The sequence below is a fragment of the Tamaricihabitans halophyticus genome (assembly GCF_004340875.1).
Taxonomy (GTDB): domain Bacteria; phylum Actinomycetota; class Actinomycetes; order Mycobacteriales; family Pseudonocardiaceae; genus Tamaricihabitans; species Tamaricihabitans halophyticus.
Genome location: NZ_SLXQ01000008.1, coordinates 147,885 through 169,189, shown reverse-complemented (window position 1 = coordinate 169,189; position 21,305 = coordinate 147,885). Strand labels below are relative to the sequence as shown.

Annotated in this window: 18 protein-coding genes and 1 riboswitch; of the genes, 5 read left to right on the top strand and 13 right to left on the bottom strand. The window is 66.6% G+C overall.

Annotated elements, in window-relative coordinates:
- Positions 1-61 precede the first annotated feature (61 nt).
- The 6 genes from EV191_RS18650 to EV191_RS18625 form a co-directional block, all read right to left on the bottom strand.
- Positions 62-1,186, bottom strand: a complete 1,125-nt coding sequence (locus EV191_RS18650) for an acyl-CoA dehydrogenase family protein (protein WP_132878381.1) — start codon at positions 1,184-1,186, stop codon at positions 62-64.
- 51 nt (positions 1,187-1,237) lie between these two features.
- Positions 1,238-2,446, bottom strand: a complete 1,209-nt coding sequence (locus EV191_RS18645) for an acyl-CoA dehydrogenase family protein (RefSeq protein WP_132878380.1) — start codon at positions 2,444-2,446, stop codon at positions 1,238-1,240.
- 94 nt (positions 2,447-2,540) lie between these two features.
- On the bottom strand, positions 2,541-3,575 hold the full coding sequence (locus EV191_RS18640) for an ABC transporter ATP-binding protein (RefSeq protein ID WP_132878379.1): 1,035 nt from the start codon (positions 3,573-3,575) through the stop codon (positions 2,541-2,543).
- Positions 3,572-4,609, bottom strand: coding sequence for an ABC transporter ATP-binding protein (locus tag EV191_RS18635; RefSeq protein ID WP_243659047.1), 1,038 nt, complete (start codon positions 4,607-4,609; stop codon positions 3,572-3,574). The genes EV191_RS18640 and EV191_RS18635 overlap by 4 nt, the downstream gene beginning before the upstream one ends.
- Entirely contained in the window at positions 4,606-5,523 is a 918-nt protein-coding gene (locus EV191_RS18630) for an ABC transporter permease (RefSeq protein WP_132878378.1), read from the bottom strand. The genes EV191_RS18635 and EV191_RS18630 overlap by 4 nt, the downstream gene beginning before the upstream one ends.
- A complete protein-coding gene (locus tag EV191_RS18625; RefSeq protein WP_132878377.1) occupies positions 5,520-6,464 on the bottom strand; it encodes an ABC transporter permease in 945 nt (314 codons plus the stop codon). Before EV191_RS18625 ends, EV191_RS18630 begins: the two co-directional genes overlap by 4 nt.
- Positions 6,465-6,841: 377 nt before the next feature.
- Here EV191_RS18625 and EV191_RS18620 point away from each other — a divergent pair, with 377 nt between their 5' ends.
- The gene (locus EV191_RS18620) at positions 6,842-8,413 is read left to right on the top strand and encodes an ABC transporter substrate-binding protein (protein ID WP_132878376.1); all 1,572 of its coding nucleotides are present in this window, start codon (positions 6,842-6,844) and stop codon (positions 8,411-8,413) included.
- Positions 8,414-8,415: 2 nt separating this feature from the next.
- On the opposite strand, the gene EV191_RS18615 is transcribed toward EV191_RS18620, so the two are convergent.
- Genes EV191_RS18615 through EV191_RS18605 form a run of 3 tightly spaced genes read right to left on the bottom strand, consistent with a single transcriptional unit; the run spans position 8,416 to position 12,119 of the window.
- Positions 8,416-9,378, bottom strand: a complete 963-nt coding sequence (locus EV191_RS18615; protein WP_132878375.1) for an LLM class F420-dependent oxidoreductase — start codon at positions 9,376-9,378, stop codon at positions 8,416-8,418.
- Positions 9,375-10,520, bottom strand: a complete 1,146-nt coding sequence (locus EV191_RS18610; RefSeq protein WP_132878374.1) for a thiolase family protein — start codon at positions 10,518-10,520, stop codon at positions 9,375-9,377. Before EV191_RS18610 ends, EV191_RS18615 begins: the two co-directional genes overlap by 4 nt.
- A 51-nt stretch (positions 10,521-10,571) precedes the next feature.
- Positions 10,572-12,119: an acyl-CoA synthetase gene (locus EV191_RS18605; RefSeq protein WP_132878373.1), complete on the bottom strand. Its 1,548-nt coding sequence runs from the start codon at positions 12,117-12,119 to the stop codon at positions 10,572-10,574.
- Positions 12,120-12,237: 118 nt separating this feature from the next.
- Between EV191_RS18605 and EV191_RS18600 the strand changes: the two genes are divergently transcribed.
- Complete coding sequence (locus EV191_RS18600; RefSeq protein WP_132878372.1) at positions 12,238-12,867, top strand: TetR/AcrR family transcriptional regulator; 630 nt, start codon at positions 12,238-12,240, stop codon at positions 12,865-12,867.
- A gap of 132 nt (positions 12,868-12,999) precedes the next feature.
- Here EV191_RS18600 and EV191_RS18595 read toward each other — a convergent pair whose 3' ends face one another.
- Together EV191_RS18595 and EV191_RS18590 are read right to left on the bottom strand one after the other, a co-directional pair.
- On the bottom strand, positions 13,000-13,761 hold the full coding sequence (locus EV191_RS18595) for a 3-hydroxyacyl-CoA dehydrogenase (protein WP_132878371.1): 762 nt from the start codon (positions 13,759-13,761) through the stop codon (positions 13,000-13,002).
- A 74-nt stretch (positions 13,762-13,835) separates the two neighbouring features.
- Positions 13,836-14,924 (bottom strand): CaiB/BaiF CoA transferase family protein, encoded by a 1,089-nt coding sequence (locus EV191_RS18590; RefSeq protein ID WP_132878477.1) that lies wholly within the window; start codon positions 14,922-14,924, stop codon positions 13,836-13,838.
- A 214-nt stretch (positions 14,925-15,138) separates the two neighbouring features.
- On the opposite strand from EV191_RS18590, the gene EV191_RS18585 reads away from it, so the two are divergent.
- The gene (locus EV191_RS18585; RefSeq protein WP_165913005.1) at positions 15,139-16,734 is read left to right on the top strand and encodes a long-chain-fatty-acid--CoA ligase; all 1,596 of its coding nucleotides are present in this window, start codon (positions 15,139-15,141) and stop codon (positions 16,732-16,734) included.
- A gap of 7 nt (positions 16,735-16,741) precedes the next feature.
- On the opposite strand, the gene EV191_RS18580 is transcribed toward EV191_RS18585, so the two are convergent.
- Both EV191_RS18580 and EV191_RS18575 read right to left on the bottom strand, forming a co-directional pair.
- Positions 16,742-17,437 (bottom strand): PaaI family thioesterase, encoded by a 696-nt coding sequence (locus EV191_RS18580; RefSeq protein ID WP_132878370.1) that lies wholly within the window; start codon positions 17,435-17,437, stop codon positions 16,742-16,744.
- A complete protein-coding gene (locus EV191_RS18575; RefSeq protein WP_207894576.1) occupies positions 17,434-18,201 on the bottom strand; it encodes a crotonase/enoyl-CoA hydratase family protein in 768 nt (255 codons plus the stop codon). The genes EV191_RS18580 and EV191_RS18575 overlap by 4 nt, the downstream gene beginning before the upstream one ends.
- Before the next feature lie 150 nt (positions 18,202-18,351).
- Between EV191_RS18575 and EV191_RS18570 the strand changes: the two genes are divergently transcribed.
- Positions 18,352-19,629: an ArgE/DapE family deacylase gene (locus tag EV191_RS18570; protein ID WP_132878369.1), complete on the top strand. Its 1,278-nt coding sequence runs from the start codon at positions 18,352-18,354 to the stop codon at positions 19,627-19,629.
- A gap of 143 nt (positions 19,630-19,772) precedes the next feature.
- Positions 19,773-19,866, top strand: a riboswitch (glycine riboswitch).
- Between the two features lie 332 nt (positions 19,867-20,198).
- On the top strand, positions 20,199-21,299 hold the full coding sequence (gene gcvT / locus EV191_RS18565) for a glycine cleavage system aminomethyltransferase GcvT (RefSeq protein WP_132878368.1): 1,101 nt from the start codon (positions 20,199-20,201) through the stop codon (positions 21,297-21,299).
- The last annotated feature ends 6 nt before the right edge of the window (positions 21,300-21,305 follow it).

Below are 21,305 nucleotides of genomic sequence, written 5' to 3'. Positions count from 1 at the left end.
ATCTTGTGGTCCCGGCGCCGTTGTTACCGTTGCCGCTCGACGCGGCGCACAGGCTAGATGATCAGGAACCGCCGGGTAGGTCAAGCAGCCCGGCAAGACGCTCCCGCGCCTGCCGCGCCCCACCGAAGAGCAGCTCACTGGATTTGGCCCGCTTGTAGTAGAGGTGCGCGTCGTGTTCCCAGGTGTACCCGATACCCCCGTGTAGCTGTACGGCGTTCGCCGCGGCCCGGAAGTAACTGGGACCAATGTAGAGCTGAGCCAACGCGGCGGCGCCGGGCAGCGCGTCCCGGTCATGATCAGCCGCCCACGCCGCGTAACGCAGTGCGGAAATCGCCTGCTCGGTGTCGCTGTACATATCCGCGCAGGTGTGCTTGACGGCTTGGTATGAACCGATCGCCCTGCCGAACTGCACTCGAACCTTGGCGTAGTCCACGGTCATATCCAGTACCCTGCGCATCCCACCAACCTGTTCGGCGGCCAGCGCGATCGCGGCCAGCTCGCCGACAGAACGACGCAGCTCGCCGGCATCACCGGTACCGAGTCTGCGGGCGGGCGCAGCGGCAAAGTCCAGCCGTGCGATCCGCCGGGTGGGATCCAGGGTCCGCGCCGCGACCCGCGTCATCCCACTGGCATCGGGCCGCACGGCGAAAACGCCGGTGCCGTCCGGCGTTCGGGCATAGACCAGTAGCACATCGGCCAGCATGCCGGAAAGGACGTATGGAGCCGTGCCGGTGAGCTGCCAGCCATCCCCGGTCGATTCGGCTTGCACCGGCAGGGGTTTCGCGCCCCACATCCCGTCCGCGGTTGCCATGGCGACCGCGGCGACCGACTCGCCACTGACCACCGTGGGCAGAAATTCGGCGCAGGCCTCGTCGTCTCCCAGCCCGAGTAGCGTGTCCACGGCAAGTACCGCGGAGGCGAAGAACGGCACTGGCGTCAGTGCCGCACCAAGCTCCTCGGCGACCACACACCGCTCCACATGACCCGCGCCCGAACCGCCGAACCGTTCTGGCACGACCAATCCAGCCACCCCGAGCTCACTGCTCAACCGTCGCCAGAGGTCGGTGTCCTCGCCCACGTCACTCGTCATCACCTCCCGAACCCTCGTCGCGGGCGCGTGATCCGCGAGGACCTTGTGCACGGTGGCGGAAAGCTGCTGTTGCTCGTCATCGAGGATGAGCCGCATGGTGCGCTCCTTAGCGGTGGCGGTGGACAGTGGCGGTACGGATCGCCGCCGCTAACCGGATGTTTGCGTGCCGACCCGCAACTCGCGGAACGGCACATCCCGATCGACCTGCGGCTCCTTCGGCAGCCCGAGAATCCGCTCGCCGATGATGCCGCGCTGAATCTGGTTGGTACCGCCGGCGATACTCGAAGCCGGGGTGCCGTTGATCGCCACCGCGAGCTGGTCCCCTTCGTCCTCCGGGTCCCAGGCGATGGCCCTCGGGCCGGCCACCGATCCGGCGACCTCCACCGCACGCCACAACAACAACGCGCCAGCCAGCTTGCTGACCGAACCCCGCGCGCCAGGCGCTTTACCGGCATCGGCTTCCTGCTGCAGGCGCGTGTTAAACAACGAGAGCACCCGCTCGGCGGCATAGAGATCGACCAGCCCGGCTCGTACGTCCGGTTCGGTACCCGTATCCAACTCGGCGGCAAGCTCCACCAGATTCTGGCTGGCCAGCGGGTCGTACCGGCGACGCGCCGAGGAGCCGATGGACACTCGCTCATGGCCGAGCATGGTGACCGCCGCCTGCCATCCGGCGTCCACCGCGCCGATCACCGCGTTGCCGGGAAGCCGGACATCGTCGAAGTACACTTCGTTGAACGGCGATTTGCCCGTCATATCACGCAGCGGGCGTACCTCGACACCGGGCGCGCGCATGTCCACGATGAACATCGTGATGCCCTTGTGTTTCGGCACATCGGTATTCGTCCTGGCGAGGACCGCGCCAAAATCCGCCCACTGCGCGTTGGACGTCCACACCTTCTGCCCGTTGAGCAGCCAGCCGTCGCCGTCCGCCACGGCCTTGGTTTGCAAACTGGCTACATCGGAGCCGGCTCCCGGTTCGGAGAACAGCTGACACCAGATTTCCTCGCCGCGTAGCAATGGCCGCAGGTGCCGGGTTTTCTGCTCAGGCGTGCCCAGATCCACCAGCGTCGGGCCACACATACCCATACCGATCATGAACGGCGAGGTAGGCAGTTCGTAGCCACTGGCCTCTTCGTTGAACACCTGCTGCAGCGTCGCGTCCTTGCCCTGTCCGCCGTACTCCGCTGGCCAGCTGATCCCCGCGAAGCCCGCGTCATAGAGCGCGGCCTGAAACCGCTTCGCCTGCTCCACCACGTCGTCACTACCGCTTCCGGTCAGCCCAGTCGCCTGTGCCGCCAGCCAGGCGCGAACTCGCGCCCGGAACTGTTCCGCGGATTCCCCGGCTGCAGCCATCCCCGTCTCCCTTCGCCAAGCGGCGCTCGGCCGCGACCAGCGAAACTGATCGATCGTTAAAATAGCACCCGACGGACCCGTGGAGAAAGGTCAGTCATCCGCTGACCCTGCCGGAAATCTCGGTGACCGGCCCACCGGCCAGCGTTGGTCCCTCGGTTTGCAAATGGCAGCGCACCATGCCGCCGCCGGTTACCTCCGTCGGCTCCGGCACTACCTCGCGGCACACCGGCATGGCGTACGGGCAGCGGGTATGGAAGGTGCAACCGGACGGCGGGTTCAGCGCATCGGGAACGTCGCCCTGCAGCACGATCCGCTCGCGGGCCCGCTGGCGTTGTGGGTCCGGAATCGGCACCGCGGAAAGCAGGGCCTCGGTATAGGGGTGCGCCGGCCGATCGAACAGCCGGTCCTTCGGTCCGGTCTCCACCAGCTCGCCGAGATACATCACGGCGACCCGATCGGCGATATGCCTGACAACCGCGAGATCGTGCGCGATGAACAGATAGGAGATACCGAACTCCCGCTGGATCCGCTCGAGCAGATTGATCACCTGGTTCTGCGTCGACACGTCAAGCGCGCTGACCGCCTCGTCGCACACCACCAGCCGCGGGTTCAGCGCGATCGCCCTGGCGATAGCGATTCGCTGGCGCTGCCCGCCGGAGAACTCGTAGGGGTAGCGGTCCAGATGCCGGCCGGACAGCCGTACGTGTTCGAGTAGTTCGATGATCCGCTGCTGTCGCCGTGCCGCCGGTAACCGTTCGTGGACGTCAAGCGGTTCACCGATGCTTTCCCCGATCACCATGGACGGGTCGAGCGACGAGTACGGATCCTGGAAGACCATCTGCATCCGGCGGCGCACGGCACGCAGTTCGGCTCCGGACGCGTTGGTGATGTCCACCCCGTCCAATCGGATCGTGCCGCGTTCCGGCTCGATCAGGCGCAGCAACGCCCTACCCGTGGTGGATTTGCCGGAGCCGGATTCACCGACCAGTCCAAGGGTTTCGCCAGCGCCGATACTGAGGTCGACGGATCGCACGGCGCGCAATGGCACCCGGCGGACCAACCCCCGCCGCACCCGAAACGTCACGTCCAGACCCCGGGCTTCGAGCACGGGTGACTGCTCGGTGGTCATCGCGCACCTCGCAGACGCAGTTCGTCCACCCGGACACAACGACTTGCCACCGAATCGGACAGCCAGCGCAGTGCCACCCCGTCCGCGGCGGATTCCGTTGGGTGCGCGCATTCCGGCCGCGCGTGCGCGCACCGTGGATGGAACCGACATCCGGCGGGAAGGGCACCGGGGGTCGGCGCGGTCCCCGGAATCGTGGCAAGCACCTCGGTGCCGCCATCCAACTGCGGCAGGGCACCAAGCAATGCCTCGGTGTACGGATGCCTCGGGTGGTAGTACAGATCGTCGATAGGTGCTTTCTCCACGACCTGTCCGGCATACATCACGACCGCCCGATCGCAGATATCCGCGACCACACCGAGATCATGGGTGACGAAGACGATCGCGGTGTCGAACTCGTCGCGCATCGACCGCATCAGATCCAGAATCTGCGCCTGGATAGTGCCGTCCAGCGCCGTAGTTGGCTCATCGGCGAGCAGTACCCGCGGGTCGCAGCACATCGCCAGCGCGATCATCGCGCGTTGGCGCATACCTCCGGAGAACTCGTGCGGGTAGGCCCGCGCCCGGCGCGCGGCGTCGGGAATACCGACTTTGCCCAACATTTCCACCGCCCTTGCCCGCGCGCGGGACCGCGAACAGCGCCGATGGCGGCGGAATACCTCGGCGATCTGATCCCCGACGGGAAACGCGGGATTGAGGCTGGTCATCGGTTCCTGGAAGATCATCGCCACCTCATCCCCACGAATCTCCTCCAGCTCCCTGCGGCGCAGCCCGAGCAGTTCGGTATCGCCGAGCCGGATACTGCCGCCGACCACCCGCGCTGGCGGGCTGGGCAGCAAGCCGAGTACGGCCAGGCTCGTCACGGTCTTGCCCGAACCCGACTCCCCCACGACTCCGACGGTTTCCGCCCGCCCCACCGAAAAGGACACTCCGTCCACCACCGTCGCCCAGCCACGATCCGTGGCGAACTGCACCCGCAGGTCGGTCACCTCGAGTACCGGGGCCTCTGTCCCTGGTGCCACTGACATGGCCGTCATGACGCCTTCCTCACCTCCCGACCAAGGGAATCGCGCAGGCCGTCACCGAGCACGTTGAAAGCCAGTACGGTCAACGCGATCAGCAGACCGGGGAACACCGTCATCCACGGAGCGGCCGCGGTGTAGCGGAAGCCGCGCTCGATCATCGCGCCCCAACTGGCCTCGGGTGGTTGCACGCCCAGACCGAGGAAGCTCAGGCTGGCTTCCGCCAGCATGGCAAGCGCCGAGGCCAGTGAGATCTGGACGACCAGCGGGGAAAGCACGTTCGGCAGGACATGCCGTTGGATGATGCGCCAGCGCGGCGTGCCGATCGACCGCGAAGCCTCGATGAACGTTTCCGCGCGCAGGCTGAGCACACTGCCGCGCACCAACCGCAGGAACCGCGGCGCGAAAATAATGCCGATCACGAACATCGCGTTGGTCAGACTCGGACCAAGCACGCCAACCACCGCGATCGCCAGGATCAGCGGTGGGAAACTCATCACCGCGTCGGTGATACGCATGATCACCGCATCGGTCTTCTTGCCAGCGTATCCGGCAAGAAGACCGGGAAGCACCCCGAGCACCAGGCTCACCGCGACAGCCTGGGCGGCAGCCAGCAGCGAGATTCGCGCCGCGTATAGCAATCTGCTGTAGACATCCCTGCCGAGATCGTCGGTGCCCAGCCAGTGCTCGCCGGACGGGCGTGCCAGTACCCCGTTCAGGTTCTGGTCAAAGGGCGAATACGTCGCCAGCAATGGCGCGCATACCGCGACCGCCACGATGACGATGAGATAGCCCAGCGCGATCTGCGCCGGCCACTGCCGGCGGAATCGACGCCAGAATCGGGCCCGCCCGCTCAGTGCCGGCCCGCTGATCTCCTCGGTTCCACCAGCCGCCGAGCCCGGCTCGCTGCCCGTGTGTTGTGTCGTCATGACTGCCGCACCTTCGGGTTGAGGTAGCCATAGCTGAGGTCCACGACCAGGTTCACCAGCATCACGATCGCCGCGCTGACGACCACGATCCCCTGGATCATCGGAATATCTCGTTCAAGCACCGCGCGAATCGCGAGGTCACCGAGGCCGGGTATGCCGAAGACACGTTCAACCACGACCGAACCGCCGAGCAGGAAACCGACCTGGAAACCAAGCACGGTCACCACTGGAACGGCGGCATTTTTCATCCCGTGCTTGACAACGACGATCCGACCACGCAGCCCGGCCGCGCGCGCCGTACGGATGTAATCCTGATGCAGCACATCGGACAGCGAGCCGCGCAACTGCCGAGTGATTTCCGCGCACACCGCCAGACCGAGGGTGAAAGCGGGCAACACGAGATTATGTGCCCAGCCAAGCACGCTTTCCGACAGCGGCGTATACCCGACAGCGGGGAAGATCGGCGTTGCCAGCGCGAGCACCATCACCAGCAGGATGCCCAACCAGAAGCTGGGCATCGAAATACCGATCGAGGTCAGCAGCGTTACCGCGCGGTCCGGCCAGCGTCCACGGTGCAGTGCCGCGATAATCCCGGCGGGTACGGCGATCAGCAACGCAACGGTGACCGCTGCCGCGGTGAGCGCAAGGGTCACCGGAAACCGATCCAGAATCGCGCCGGTGACCGTCTGACTGCTGAACAGCGATTGTCCCAAGTCCCCACGCACCGCACCGGAGATCCAATTCCAGTACTGCACGAAGAACGAATCGGTCAAGCCAAGCCGTTCCCTGGTCGCCTGGATCTGTTCTTCGGTCGCGTTCTCTCCGGCGATGGTGATCGCCGGATCTCCCGGGATCATCAGTACCAGGGCGTAGACCCCAAACGAGACCATAATGATCAGTGGAATGATCATTGCGATTCGGCGGAGCGCGTAGGTAATCATCGAATCGCCTCGCCTCCCGAGCTCGCCTGCCCGTAACCGCGAAAGAATGACCTTGAGCCGGATCGCGGCTACCCGTCATGATCGAATGACGCCGCATACCACCGAATGGCCGTTTGCCGCGCGAGAACCTGTTGATGTGGCGTGAGATCGCTTCGCGCCGGGAAACCCGAATCGCGAACTGAAAACGTGGTGTCGGTTGCTGCCTTCCGAAACTTAACGATCGATTGTAAAGTATCTCGGCAACAAGGTCAGGTCAACTGACAAGCCATCAGCCGGCGATAAACCGAGTTCGCCGGGAAGCACCGTCGCAAGGAAACCGCCACGCCGTGATAGGGCGTGGTCACGCCCGCAATGTCGCGGAGCCGGAAGGTGATTCCATGCAACACCGCGTTCTGCACCGGCTGTGTGGCGCGATCACCATGTGTATCGCGCTCGCGGTGGCAACCGGTTGTGCACCAATCGAAGTCGACTCGACCGAGCAGGATTCCGCCCAGGCCGCGGACCCGGCGGATGCCGATCCGAACGCGACGATCCGGTATGCCGACGCGACCGGACCGAGCCGGTTCGATCCGCACCGATCGACCGTGGGACAGGACATCCGGTTCCTCGCCCCGGTGTACGACCGGTTGGTGCACATCAGACCAGACGGCGAGCTCACCGGTGGTCTCGCACGCGACTGGGAGTGGGACGACAGCGGAACGGTGCTCACGATGTGGTTGCGCGAAGGAGTCCGTTTCCACGACGGCACCGCGTTCAATGCCGAGGCGGTACGGGCGAATATTCACCGCGGCCAGACCCTGACCGGTTCCTCGGTCAGCGCCGATCTCGAAGTGATCGACCGCGTCGACGTGGTTGACGATGCCACCGTCCGGCTACATCTGTCCAAACGCAGCAGTATGTTGCCCGGCCTGCTTTCGCATCGCGCGGGGGCGATCGTCAGCCCGGCGGCCTTCGACAAGCCCAATCTCGACTCCGCCCCGGTGGGCGCGGGCATGTATCGAGTCACCCAGTATCACAAGGACGATGTGATCGTCTACGAACGCAACGAGGACTACTGGGACGAGTCCGTTGTCGGTGCCAGGCAGATCGAACTGGACATCCTGTCCGACGACGTGACTCGGCTCAACGCGATCCGCACCGGTGAAGTGGATATCGCGCTGATCGGCGGCAGGCAGATCGCCGAAGCGGAGCAGGCCGGACTGGTGATCCAGCAGGACCGCTCGCTGACCTATCTGGTGCTGTACCTCAACAGGGCTCGCGCGGAGTTCGACAAGTTACTGGTGCGGCGCGCGCTGAATCACGCGATCGATCGCGAGGCCATCGCCAACGGAATCACCTTCGGTGCTTCCGAGCCGTCGGTGCAACCCTTCCCGGAAGGGTACTTCGCGCACAACCCGGACTATCCAGGCGACTATTACGAGTACAACCCACGATTAGCCCGTCAGCTACTTCGCCAGGCTGGTGTACCGAACGGCTTCTCTTTCGAGATGCTGGTCGCCGCGCTGCCGCCGTACACCCAGGTCGGCGAGGCGGTGCAGAACATGCTGGGCGAGGTCGGCATCGATGCCCGGATCCGCGCGGTCGAGGCCGCACAGACCGCGGATGTGTACTACGCGCAGGAACAGGGCGACGCGCTACTCGCCCAGTGGGGCGGCCGGCCGGACCCGTCCATGACGATTGAACTGCAGTTCACCGCGAACGGTTTCTCCAATCCGGGCGGGCACACCACTCCGGAAATGACCGAACTACACACTACGGCGCTGAACACTATCGACGAGGACGCCCGCACCGAAGTGCTGCGCCGCAACGTCGGCGAGATCGTCGAGCAGGCGTTCCAGGTACCCGTCGCGAGCGATCAAACAACCTACGCGACGACTACCGACGTGGTCGGCTTTCAGAGCCTGATCACCGGTCAGCCGGATTTCCGCACCCTGGGTAAATCTGGCTGACGTTATCGCCGCGGTGCCAGCGCGCGCACCGCGGCGACCGGGTCCGCGGCGCCGAGCAGTGCGATCGCCGGCGTGCTCACCCCGGCATCGACATACCGCTGTACCTGTTCGCGGCAGTACTCCGCTGGCCCATGCAGCACCAGGTCGTCGACGACCGGATCCGGAATCGCGGCGACCGCGGCCTTGCGGTCGCCCTCGTCCCATGCCTTCCACATTGGACCAAGAAGTTCAGCGCGACCAAGCCACTCGTGGAAAGCGCGGTACACCGGCACGTTGAGATAGGCGGCGATCGCTCGACGACCGATGGCTCGCGCGGTGACCTCGTCGGTGTCCGGAAGCACGAAGATCCGGGCCACGATCTCCTTGCCCGCACCGCCCTCGTGCACGTACGGAACGACCGACCGGACATCCTCGGCCGACAGCCAGTTGATGATCGCGCCATCCGCGCGCCGACCGGCCAGGCGCAACATACCCGGGCGCAGCGCGGCGACCAGAATCGGCGGGGCGAACTCTGGAACCACCCCGGGAGTGAACCCGTGTACCTGGAAGGTGTCGTAGTCCGCGCTGACCTTCTCCCCGGCGAGCGCCGCACGCAGGAAGCTGATCGTGTCGCGAACGCGCCGGTATGGCTCGGTGAACGGGATCCCGTTCCACCGCCGCACGATGACATCCGAAGACGTGCCGATTCCCAGGGCGAAGCGGCCGGGCGCCGCCTCGGCCAGGGTGGCGGCAGACATCGCCAGCGTCGCCGGCCCACGCGTGTACACCGGCACGATCGCGGTGCCCAGCCGCAACGCCGGCGCCCACTGGCTGGCCAGTGCCAGCGGGGTAAACGCGTCCGCACCGTTTGCCTCGGCAGACCATACGTCGGTGTAGCCGAGATCCGGCAGCTCCTCGATCAGGGCACGCCGCTCGGCGGGATCGAGCCCATCGAGCGGGACGGTGAGACCCCAGCGCGCGGTCACAGCAACTCCAGGATCGTCGCGTTCGCCTGCCCTCCACCCTCACACATCGTCTGTAGCCCATAGCGAAGATTGGCTGCGCGCATCTGGTGCACCATCGTGGTCATCAGCCGCGCCCCGCTCGCGCCGAGCGGATGGCCGAGCGCCACGGCACCGCCGTTCGGGTTCAGCAATTTCGGATCCGCGCCAAGCTCGGCGAGCCAGGCGAGCGGCACCGACGCGAAGGCTTCGTTGACCTCGAACACGCCGATATCGTCCAGGGCAAGACCCGCCCGGTCCAACGCCTTGCGAGTGGCCGGAATCGGCGCGGTCAACATGATGATCGGATCGTCGCCGGCGAGCACCGCGGTGTGTACCCGAGCAAGCGGAGTCAGGCCAAGTCGCGTTGCGGTCGCGCTGGTCGTCATCAGCAGTGCCGCGGATCCGTCGCTGATCTGCGAGCTGTTGCCCGCGGTGATCGTGCCGTTCTCCCGGAACGCGGGCTTGAGGCCGGCCAGCTTCTCCACCGTGCCACCACGCCGAACGCCTTCATCAGTCGTGACAACCGTGCCGTCGTCCAGTGTGATCGGTACGATCTCGTCCACGAAAGCTCCGCCATCGATCGCCGCGGCGGCTTTCTCATGCGAAGCAAGGCTGAACTCGTCCACCTGTGTCCGGCTGAACCCCCACCGGTCAACGACCATCTCCGCGCCGATCCCCTGGTTCGGCCGCACCCCGCCATAGCGTTCGAGCAGGCTGGAACCAAGCGGGCTCGCGCCTTTCGACGAGCTACCCATCGGTACCCTGCTCATCGATTCAACTCCACCGGCGACCACGACATCGTAGTGGCCGGCGATCAGCCCTGCCGCCGCGAAATGCACCGACTGCTGGGACGAGCCACACTGTCGATCCACCGTCACACCGGTTACCGACTCCGGCCAGCCGGCGGAAAGCGCGGCGGTGCGGCCGATATCCATCGTCTGCTCGCCAACCTGGCTGACACAGCCCCAGATCACGTCTTCGATCTCCGCGGGGTCGATGCCCGCGCGCTTCGCGAGCCCGTTCAGTACTTGCGCCGACAGTTCCGCCGGATGTATCCCGGATAGTGCTCCGTCGCGCTTACCTACCGGGCTACGCATGGCCGCTACGATCACCGCGTCTCGCACGTGTCCTCCTCAGTTCGGGCGGTCGCTGGCACGACCGCGTCACCGGAATGCCTAGGCCGATACCGTCGGTGCGGCGTAACGCTTCTTCAGTTCGCCCTTGATCAGCTTTCCGGTTGGTGTCCTCGGTAGTTCGGCAACGAAGTCGATACTGCGCGGCGCCTTGTAGTGTGCGATGCGCTCCCGGACGTAGTCGAGCAGTTCGGCTTCCAGTTCGGCTCCGCCAACCACACCCGGCGGGCACTGCACCACGGCCTTGACCGACTCGCCCATCTCCTCGTCCGGCACGCCGATGACCGCGACGTCCAGTACCGCCGGATGCAACGCAAGTACGTCCTCGGTCTCCTGCGGGTAGATGTTCACTCCGCCCGAGATAATCATGAAAGCCTTGCGGTCGGTGAGGAACAGATAGCCGTCCTCGTCGACATACCCGACATCGCCTGTCGTAGTCCACAGTGGATTGTCTGGGTGTTGCGCGGACTTTGTCTTCGCCGGATCACCGTGATACTGAAAGGGCAGCTCATCGCGTTCGAAGTAGATGGTGCCGATCTCCCCGGCAGGTAGCTCGGTGCCGTCATCCGCGCAGATCCGCAGTGTGCCGAGCACCGGCAGCCCCACCGAACCCGGCTTGACCAACCACTGTTCCGCGGAGATGAACGTCATCCCGATCCCCTCGGTGGACGAGTAGTACTCCCGCAGGATCGGCCCCCACCAGTCGATCATCGCGTGCTTGACCTCCGTCGGGCACGGGGCGGCGGCGTGCACCGCGACCTGGTGGCTGGACAGGTCGTAACTGTTTCGCACCGATTCCGGCAGTTTGAGCATGCGCACGAACATCGTGGGCACCCACTGGCTGTGTGTCACGCCGTATCGTTCGATCGCGGCGAGCGCATCCTCAGCGGTGAAGCGCTCCATCATCACCACGGTGCCACCGATGCGGTGTACCGAAGCGCCGAACCGTAGTGGCGCGGCGTGATAGACCGGCGCGGGCGAGAGGTAGACACTGTCCGCGTCGAACCCGTACAGATGCGACATCAGTACGCTGAGCTGATCGCCCGGTTCATCCACCTGCCGATCAGGAAGCTCAATCCGGATCCCCTTCGGCCGCCCGGTGGTGCCCGAGGAATACAGCAGATCCGCGCCACAGGGCTGATCCGCGGGCGGCTCCGGCGAGCCGGTGGCGAGCGTGCTCAGGTAATCCGCGAAGCCGGCCACCGAACCGCCGTAGGCGAGCCGCAGCCGGACCTCGGGGAGCCGGTCGGTCAGTTGCTCGGCGACGTCTGCCACGGCCGCCGATACCACCAGGGCACTTGCCTGGGAGTCATCGATGATGTAGGCGATCTCCTCGGCGCTGAGGTGACTGTTCACCGCGCTGACGTACAGCCCAGAACGCAATCCGGCCCAGTACACCTCGTAGGCGTGGATCGAGTTGTCCGAAAGCAGAGCCACCGTGTCCCCTCGGCGTAAACCCGCCTGGCGGAACACATCGGCGAGGCGCGCGGAACGTTCGTCCAGTTCGCCGTAGCTGAGCCGGTCGCCGGAACCCGCGATAATCACCGCGGGGCGCTCGGGAGTGACGGCGGCATGAGTACCCGGATACATCGGCTCCTCCTCGAACCCTGTGCGCGGCGCGCCTACGTCGAGCCTCGCATTCTCGGTCTTAGCGGTCAATCCCGACTGTTTCTAGCTCCGAACAAGGCCGGCCAAGTACGCTGTCCGGGTGGTTCGGACTTACTCGCATGCCCCGCGCACCCGACAAGAACGCACTGCCGACAGCCGGGCGTTGATCCTGGACGCGGCGGTGGACTGCCTTGTCGAGCACGGCTATTCGGGTGCGTCGACCCTGGTCATCCAAGCCAAGGCCGGAGTCTCTCGAGGAAGGCTGCTGCATCACTTTCCTTCCAGGGACGGCCTGCTCGTGGCCGCGGCCAACCATCTGGCGACCAATCGCCTCAAGCAGACCGAGGAACGGGCGGCCGCCCGGCTGGAGGACGCCCCGGAAGGCCCGGAGCGCGTCGACCGGTGCATCGAGTTGCTCTGGACCACCTTCCACGAACCACATTTCTGGGCGGCGATGGAATTGTGGACCGCCGCACGGACCAATCCTGCGCTCGCGTCGGCACTACGCCCGGAGGAACGCGGCCTGCACGCCGCGATCCGTTCGGTCACCGACCGGATCTGGGGGCCGGAGATCCGCGCCAACGCACGCTATGACGAGATGCGCAAGCTGTTGTTCACCAGTATGCGTGGGGCGGCGATGCCGTACACCTTCGAAGACCGTCCACCGAGCACCGACCCACACGTCGAGCTGTGGAAGGCAACCGCACGCCGGATGTTGTTCGACGAGTAACCAACCGCACCCTCAGTGACCGCGTTCTGAAGAGAAACGTGGGTGAGGGTGCGGTAGCCGGGCTCCGCTGAACCGCAATCTTGAGGGATCTCGCGGTCACTGGGAGCGAGGCGACGGGTTGGCTGATCGCCGCTAGCGCGGTGCCATCCGGATCGCGCCGTCGAGCCGGATCACTTCGCCATTGAGCATCGGATTCGCCACGATATGCGCGGCGAGCGCGCCGAACTCGTCCGGCACGCCGAGCCGCGCGGGATGAGGCACCTGCTGGCCGAGCGAAGCCTTCACCTCCTCCGAGGCCCCCGCCAGCAGTGGGGTGTCGAACAGTCCCGGCGCGATGGTCACCACGCGAATCGCGTGGCTGGCGAGGTCCCGCGCGATCGGCAGCGTCATCCCGACTACGCCGCCCTTCGACGCCGAGTAGGCCGCCTGACCGATCTGGCCGTCAAAGGCGGCCGCCGAGGCGGTGTTCACGATGACGCCGCGTTCCTCACCGACCGGATCGTGCGCCAGCATCCGTTCGGCGCCCAGCCGGATCACGTTGAACGTGCCGATCAGGTTGATCTGCACGATCTTGTTGAACGCGTCCAGCGGGAACGGTCCCTTCTTACCCACCACCCGCATCGCGTTGCCCGTACCGGCGCAGTTCACCACGACCCGCAATGGGCCCTGCCCCGCCGCGACATCCAGCGCGGCGGCGACCTGCTGCTCGTCGGTCACGTCCCCGGGCGCGAACGCCACATCCGCGCCGAGCTCGGCCGCTACCTCCGCGCCCGCCGAGGTCGGCAGATCCAGGATCGTGACCTTGGCGCCGGCCGCAAGTAACCGCTTGGCGGTAGCCAGGCCAAGTCCTGAGGCGCCACCGGTGATCAGGGCAACGCCGCCTGCGACATCCATACGTCCTCCTCACTCACGCGGCGCGCGGCGCGCTCGCGGCACTTCGGGTCCCTTGCCGGCCAACGCCGGAACGATCAGTCCGTCGACCACTCCGCGAGCACCGCACTGGCTTCGGTGTCCAGCGCGGCCGGCGCGACGGGTTCGGCGGGCACGGTCCGGGAGAAACGTGGCGCCGGTGCGGGTTGGGTAACTCCGTCGATCTCCAGAAAACCGGCGCGCTCGGCGGCATGCGGATGCGTGGGCGCCTCGGCGAAAGTCAACACCGGGGCCACACAGGCGTCCGTGCCCTCGAACACCGCCGTCCATTCGTCCCTGGTACGACTGGCGAAAACCTCAGTAAACCGCTTGCGCAGAATGGGCCATCCGTCCCGATCGCCCTGCGCCGGCAACTCCGCGTCGGCAAGCCCGAGACCATCGAGCAGCGCCGCGTAGAACTGCGGCTCCAGCGAGCCAACCGCCATATAGCGGCCGTCCGCGCATTCGTAGGTGTCGTAGAACGGTGCGGCGCCGTCGAGCAGGTTGACCCCGCGCTCGTCCGACCAGCCACCCTGGCCGCGAAACGCCCAGACCATCTGGCTGAGCACCCCGGCACCGTCCACCATGGCGGCGTCGACCACCTGACCCTTGCCAGAACGCTCCCGCTCCCACAACGCGGCAAGTACCCCGGTCAGGAGGAACATCGAACCTCCGCCGAAGTCACCGACCATGTTCAGTGGTGGTACTGGCCGCTGGTCGGCCCGACCGATCGCGTGCAGGATCCCGGTCATCGCGATGTAGTTGATGTCGTGGCCGGCACGCTCGGCGAGCGGACCGTGCTGGCCCCAGCCGGTCATCCGGCCATAGATCAACCGCGGATTGCGCGCGAAACAGTCATCAGGGCCGAGCCCGAGTCGTTCGGTGACGCCGGGCCGGAAACCTTCCAGTAGCACGTCGGCCCGTTCGACGAGATCGAGCACGAGCCGCTTGCCTTCCTCGTCGCGGAGGTTCACTCCGGCGCGCCGGCGGCCACGCAGCGTCGCGTCTCCCGGTGACGCGTCGCCCTTGCTGGGCCGTTCGATGCGCACAACATCCGCGCCCAGATCGGCGAACTGCATCGCGGCATGCGGCCCGGGGCCGATTCCGGCCAGCTCAATCACTCGTAGGCCCGCCAATGGTCCCGGCACCGCGCCCCATTTCCGACCGAGCAGAACCTCGGCCACAGTCAACAGTCAATAATGACCGTTTCTACGACACCGGCACACTCCCCCGCAAGTGCGCGGAACAGTCAGGGTTGACCGTGCCGCATGACTCGCCGAGGATGTGACATATCTCCCCCACTTGTTGGTAGTACCAACCCGCCCGTATCAACCAGTGTCCCCTCCATCGCCAAGGATGCCGATGAGCACAGCACATATGACTGGCCGTGGGATGACGATGAGCGATCAGCTCGCGCGGCACGCCAGGAAGATTCCCGACGAGATCGCCTTCCGGTTCGGTGACACGACCCTGAGCTACCGGGACTGCGACGAACGCGTCAGTCGTCTGGCGAACGCCCTGCGGGATCGCGGGGTCGGCCGCGGCGACCGGGTTGCCGTACTCGGCTTCAACTGCCTCGAGGTCATCGAAAGCTTCCTGGCCGTCACGCGGCTCGGCGCGATCGGCGTACCGATCAACTTCCGGCTGGTTGCCGACGAGATCGCCTACGCGTTGACCGACAGCGGCAGCCGCGTCGTCGTCGTGGACGCGGCACATGCCGAGGTACTGGCGAAAGCGCTCGCCCAGGCGCCCGAGGTCCGCGACTGCCTGATCGTGAACGGCGAGCGACCGCCGGACAGTCCGGCCGGCGAGGACTACGCGCGAGCACTCGCCTCCGCGGACGCCTCGTTCGACGAACTGACCGTGGACGAACACGAACCAGCCTTCATCATGTACACCTCGGGCACCACGGGCCGCCCGAAGGGCGCGGTGCTCACCCACCAGAACCTGCTGCTGCATGCCTTCAGCAACCTGGTGCATCTCGGCACCTCGGAGGATGACCGGGTATGGCTCGCGGCGGCGCCGCTGTTCCACATCGCCGGGCTCTCCGGCCTACTGCCCACGCTGCTCACCGGCGGACGTACCGTGTTGCTGCCCTCCGGCCAGTTCGACCCGGTGACCACAGTGGACATACTGGAACGCGAACAGGTATCGGCCTGTTTCCTGGTACCCGCGCAGTGGCAAGCGGTCTGCGCGGTTCCGGACATCGCCAACCGCGACCTTTCCGCGCTGCGCCGCATTTCCTGGGGCGCCGCACCCGCGTCCACCACACTGCTGCGCACGATGATCGATACCTTCCCGCAGGCCGAAGTGAACACGGCATTCGGGCAGACCGAGTGCAGTCCGGTCACGACGCTGCTGCGCGGCGAGGACGCGGTCCGCAAGATCGGTTCGGTGGGTACGCCCATGCTCAACGTCGAAGTACGGGTCGTGGACGACCAGATGCGGGACGTACCACGCGGACAGGTCGGCGAGATCGTCTACCGCGGGCCCATGGTGATGAAGGAGTACTGGGGCAAACCGCGGGAGACCGCCGAGGCCTTTGCCGGCGGCTGGTTCCATTCCGGCGACCTGGTCAGGGAAGACGAGGACGGCTATCTGTATGTTGTGGACAGAAAGAAGGACATGATCATCTCCGGCGGGGAGAACATCTACTGTGCCGAAGTTGAGGACGTGCTCGCCGGACACGACAAGATCGCCGAGGTATCGCTGATCGGGGTACCGCACGACACCTGGGGCGAGACTCCGCTTGCGGTGGTCACGCCGCGCGATCCGGCCGATCCGCCGGAAATCACCGAGTTGCGCGAATGGTGCGCGGACCGGCTCGCCGGTTACAAGCGGCCCCGGGAACTCGCCATCGTGTCGGCACTACCGCGCAATCCCAGCGGCAAGGTGCTCAAGACCGAACTGCGTGCCGAACGTGCGGCAGGCCGGCTGCCATCGGAGTCAACCGGCTGAGCCGCACCTACCGCGCGAAGTCCTCACCCCCGAAGATCCGCTGTACCTGCTTGCGGTTGGGCACGATGAACTTACCTCGGGCCTCCACGAGCACCGAATCGGGTTCATCCGCGGTGCTGATCGTGCCAATAGCATGCGACGGCTGTCTGTCATCGCCATGATCATCGGCATCACTGGGACGACCGGGATCGGATTCACCCAACCATCCGGTGATCCGCAGCGGTGTGTTCAGCGGGACCGGACCGCGATAACGCAGGGACAACGAGATCGTCATCCCTGGCCGCCCGCTCGCGCCATGCGCGTGCCCAAGAATCTGATCGAGCAGCAAGGCGCTGATCCCACCGTGCACGTAGCCGCGCGGACCCTCGTAGGCGAGGCCGAGCACGCAGGTGCCCACCGCCCGGCCGTCCACCAGCTCGACGTGCACCGGTGGGGCCATCGGGTTACCGGCCCCGATCACCGGGTTGTACCACCGGTGCCCAGAGCCAGGCGGGTCGGTTGCCGGTCGCTCATGCCGCTCCCGCCTGGCCGCGGTCAGGGACGGAACCAGCTCGGCAACCGCGGCCGCGACCGAGCGCAGCGTCGCATCGTCCACCTCGCTGACCACCGCCGCATCGGTCAGCGCGCGCACCGCGGCTCCCAGCTCGGCAACCGCGGCGCGCCGCTCGGCCAGCTCCTCCTGCTGATCCTCTTGCTGAGTCACTCGCCGCGCCAGACCGGGTCACGCTTCTCGGCGAAAGCCCGCGCGCCTTCCAGCGCGTCCGCCGACGTCATCACCTTGCCGACGATCGGCCCTTGCCGTTCGAACGCTTCGGCGTCGGTCCAGTTGACCGCACCGGACAGGATTTCCTTGCTCGCCCGTACCGCGAGCGGCCCGTTCCTGGCGATCCGGCCGGCCAGTTCCTTGGCACCGGTCAGCGCCTCACCCGGTTCGGTCACGGTGTTCACCAGTCCGTGCTGATGGGCGACGGTGGCGGTCAGCGGATCACCAGTAAGTGCCACCTCCATGGCAAGTTGATACGGCAGGGCCTTTGGCAGTCGCAGCAGCCCGCCCGCGGCGGCGACCAGTCCGCGTTTGACTTCCGGGATACCGAACTTGGCGTCGTTCGCGGCGACGATCAGATCCGCGCTGAGCGCGAGTTCACATCCGCCGGCGAGCGCCCAGCCCTCGACGGCGGCGATCAGCGGTTTGCCTGGCGGTGCCTGGGCCAGCCCACCGAAGCCACGCCCGTCCACGACGGGCGACTCCCCCTTGGTGAAGGCCTTCAAGTCCATACCGGAACAGAACGTGCCGCCCGCTCCAGTCAGAATGCCGATCACCAGGTCGGCTCGGCTGTCGAACTCGTTGATCGCGGCGGCCAGGCCCTCGGCGACGGCCTTGTTCACCGCGTTGCGCGCGTGCGGTCGATTGATCGTGATAACCGCGATGCCGTCGCCGAACTCGGTCAGCACACTCTCGTCACTCACGCTGCTCTCCTCCAGTCGCCACGCGACACTCGGCGTTGGTCGGCGAGCGGTTGCCCGCGCGGGAACAGTTTGTGCTGCCAACGAAAAACGGTCAAGGCCGACTGGTTGCCGGCACGGCGATCATCCGCGGAGCACCGTTAAGGTGCCCGGATGGGGATCGACTGGCGAGCACGCGTACTGCGGGAGATCGATGCGACAGCGGACGAACTGCTCAGCTCCCTGAGCGCACTGGTGCGCGTACCGAGCGTTGGCGGCAGCGCGGCGGAGCACGAGGCACAACAGCAACTCGCCGATACGTTCGGCACGATCGGCCTGGACACCGATCACTGGCGGATCCCGTTGGCCGAAACACTCGCCGCGCCGGACTTTCCCGGCGTCGAGGTCGACCGCGACGAGGCATGGGGGCTCGTCGGGCGACTACCGGGTACCGGCGGTGGTCCGACTCTGCTGTTGAACGGGCATATCGATGTGGTGCCACCCGGTGACCGCGCCTCCTGGGTCCGCGGCGAGCCCTTCTCCGGCCAACTCGACGGGGAAACCGTGCATGGCCGGGGTTCCTGCGACATGAAGGCGGGGCTGCTCGCCGCCGTATGGGCGGTACGCGCCCTGCGTCGCTGCGCGGTGCCATTGCGCGGTGATCTGCTGCTGGCCAGCGTGCAGGGTGAGGAGGACGGCGGGCTGGGTAGCTACGCGATGCTGGCACGGGGATGGCGCGCGGATGCCTGCGTGATCCCCGAACCAACCAGTCTGGATCTGGTGCCCGCGAACGGTGGCGCGCTGACGTTCCGGCTTCGGGTGCGCGGCCACGCCACGCACGCTTCCCGTCGCACCTCCGGAGTCAGCGCGATCGAGAAGTTCTGGCCGGTATGGCGTGCGCTTGGCGAGTTGGAGCGCGCCCGCAACGCCGCGGTCGACCCGCTGATGTCCCGCTGGGATATCGCCTATCCGTTGGCCATCGGCACCGTGCAGGCGGGCGACTGGGCTTCCTCGGTACCCGATCTGCTGGTCGCCGAGGGCCGGCTCGGCGTCGCACTGGACGAACCGGTGGCGCAAGCCCGCGCGCAACTCGAGAACGCCATCGCCGCCGTCAATGCCGAGGATCCGTGGCTACGCGAGCACCCGGTCACCGTCGAATGGTGGGGCGGCCAGTTCGCCGCCGGCAAGCTCGCCGAGCACAGTGATCTACCGGATCGAGTGAGCGCCGCGCACGCCGCGGTCACTGGTGGCGCGCCGCAACAGACCTGGGGCGCGCCCTATGGCAGTGACCTCCGACTGCTCACCGGGATCGGCGGGATACCCACGCTGCACTACGGCCCCGGCGATGCCGGAGTGGCGCACGGTCCGGACGAGTTCGTCCCGGTAGCCGAGGTACTCACCACCGCCCGCGCGCTCGCGGTGCTCGCGCTCGACTATTGCACCACCCAGTGACGCGGTTGATCGCGTACGGCTGTCGACCCTGGCCCCGAGTGGCGCCAGCTTGCTAGGCTGCCTGGGCGCGGCCGGCACGGTCACGCACCGTACGAACCTGGTACGGCGACACAACGACCCGAACAACCGAATACTTGGCCGTGGAAACCTTGGCGGGAGAGTCTCCGTGCGGACACACGGGGCACCGAAGGAGCAAACTCCCCAGAAACTCTCAGGTACCCATACCGCCAGTGGTCAGGCCACTCTGGAAAGCAGGCGCGCCAGCGCCTCACCCACGGTGCAAGCCGCGAAATCGCGGTGAAGCTCTCAGGTGCGATGACAGAGGGGGAGTTCCTGACGCGATGGGACACGTCCCACGCGCCGACCGAAGGAGCTCCGATGCCCGCACGCCGCACCGCCGACACTCCGCCACGCTCGCCGACGCGAGCCCGCCAGCCGTGCCCCACCCAGCAGCGGGCTCGGCGGCCACACCCACCCGCGCGCCCCGGCAGGCACTCGCGCACCATTGGCTTATCGCCGCCAGCCGAACAGGCGCCGACACGGCAAGGTCGAGTATCGAGGAGTGATCGTTGAGCACACCATCACCACTGCACGCCGTGCACGAGCAACTTGGCGCGCAGTTCACCGACTTCGCCGGCTGGCGGATGCCGGTCAAGTACACCAGCGAACTCGCCGAACACCACGCGGTCCGGCGAACAGCCGGCCTCTTCGACCTCTCGCATATGGCTGAGATCGACATCACTGGCGAACAGGCGGCGGCCGCGCTCGACTACGCGCTGGTCGGCAACCTGTCCGCGGTGAAGATCGGCAGAGCTCGGTACACGATGCTCTGCCAGGAAGACGGCGGCGTACTCGACGATCTCGTCGTGTACCGGCTGGCCGAGCGCCGCTTTCTTGTCGTGGCCAACGCCGCCAACGCCGCGACGGTCCTGGCCGCGCTGACCGCGCGTGCGGAAGGCTTCCCGGAAGCCACGGTCACGGACCGTTCCGCGGAGTACGCGCTGATCGCCGTGCAGGGACCGCGCTCGGCCGCGATCGTCGGAAAGCTCACCGACGCGGAGCTGTCCGCGCTGCGGTATTACGCCAGCACGCCCACCCAGATCGACGGCACCGATGTGCTACTCGCCCGCACCGGCTACACCGGTGAAGACGGCTTCGAACTGTACTGCGCGGCGGATTTCGCCCCACACTTGTGGAACCTGCTCAGCACGGCCGGCGCGGAGCACGAACTGCACGCGGCCGGGCTCGCCTGTCGCGACACGCTGCGGCTCGAAGCGGCGATGCCGTTGTACGGCAACGAGCTCACCGCGGACCGAACGCCGTTCGAGGCCGGGCTCGGCAGGGTCGTCAAACTCGACAAACCGGGCGAGTTCGTCGGCAAGGCCGCGCTCGCCGAACGTGCCCGAGTTGAACCAGAGCGGACCCTCGTCGGGCTGACCGGCTCCGGCCGCAGGGCGGCCAGACACGGCTATCCGGTCTGCGCGTCCGATGGCACCCAGCTCGGCGAGATCACCAGCGGCGCGCTGTCCCCCACGCTCGGCCATCCCGTTGCCCTTGCGTACGTGGCCGCGTCCTCGGCAACCCCGGGGACCGAGCTAGTTGCCGATATCCGCGGTCGCCACGAGCCATACACCGTCGTGCCAACTCCCTTCTACCGCCGTCCCAACTGAAAAGGT

Coding starts and splice junctions, on each gene's coding strand:
- EV191_RS18650 (WP_132878381.1), bottom strand. CDS start 1,186: ATGCGGCTCATCCTCGATGACGAGCAACAGCAGCTTTCCGCCACCGTG.
- EV191_RS18645 (WP_132878380.1), bottom strand. CDS start 2,446: ATGGCTGCAGCCGGGGAATCCGCGGAACAGTTCCGGGCGCGAGTTCGC.
- EV191_RS18640 (WP_132878379.1), bottom strand. CDS start 3,575: ATGACCACCGAGCAGTCACCCGTGCTCGAAGCCCGGGGTCTGGACGTG.
- EV191_RS18635 (WP_243659047.1), bottom strand. CDS start 4,609: ATGACGGCCATGTCAGTGGCACCAGGGACAGAGGCCCCGGTACTCGAG.
- EV191_RS18630 (WP_132878378.1), bottom strand. CDS start 5,523: ATGACGACACAACACACGGGCAGCGAGCCGGGCTCGGCGGCTGGTGGA.
- EV191_RS18625 (WP_132878377.1), bottom strand. CDS start 6,464: ATGATTACCTACGCGCTCCGCCGAATCGCAATGATCATTCCACTGATC.
- EV191_RS18620 (WP_132878376.1), top strand. CDS start 6,842: ATGCAACACCGCGTTCTGCACCGGCTGTGTGGCGCGATCACCATGTGT.
- EV191_RS18605 (WP_132878373.1), bottom strand. CDS start 12,119: ATGTATCCGGGTACTCATGCCGCCGTCACTCCCGAGCGCCCCGCGGTG.
- EV191_RS18595 (WP_132878371.1), bottom strand. CDS start 13,761: ATGGATGTCGCAGGCGGCGTTGCCCTGATCACCGGTGGCGCCTCAGGA.
- EV191_RS18585 (WP_165913005.1), top strand. CDS start 15,139: ATGAGCACAGCACATATGACTGGCCGTGGGATGACGATGAGCGATCAG.
- EV191_RS18570 (WP_132878369.1), top strand. CDS start 18,352: ATGGGGATCGACTGGCGAGCACGCGTACTGCGGGAGATCGATGCGACA.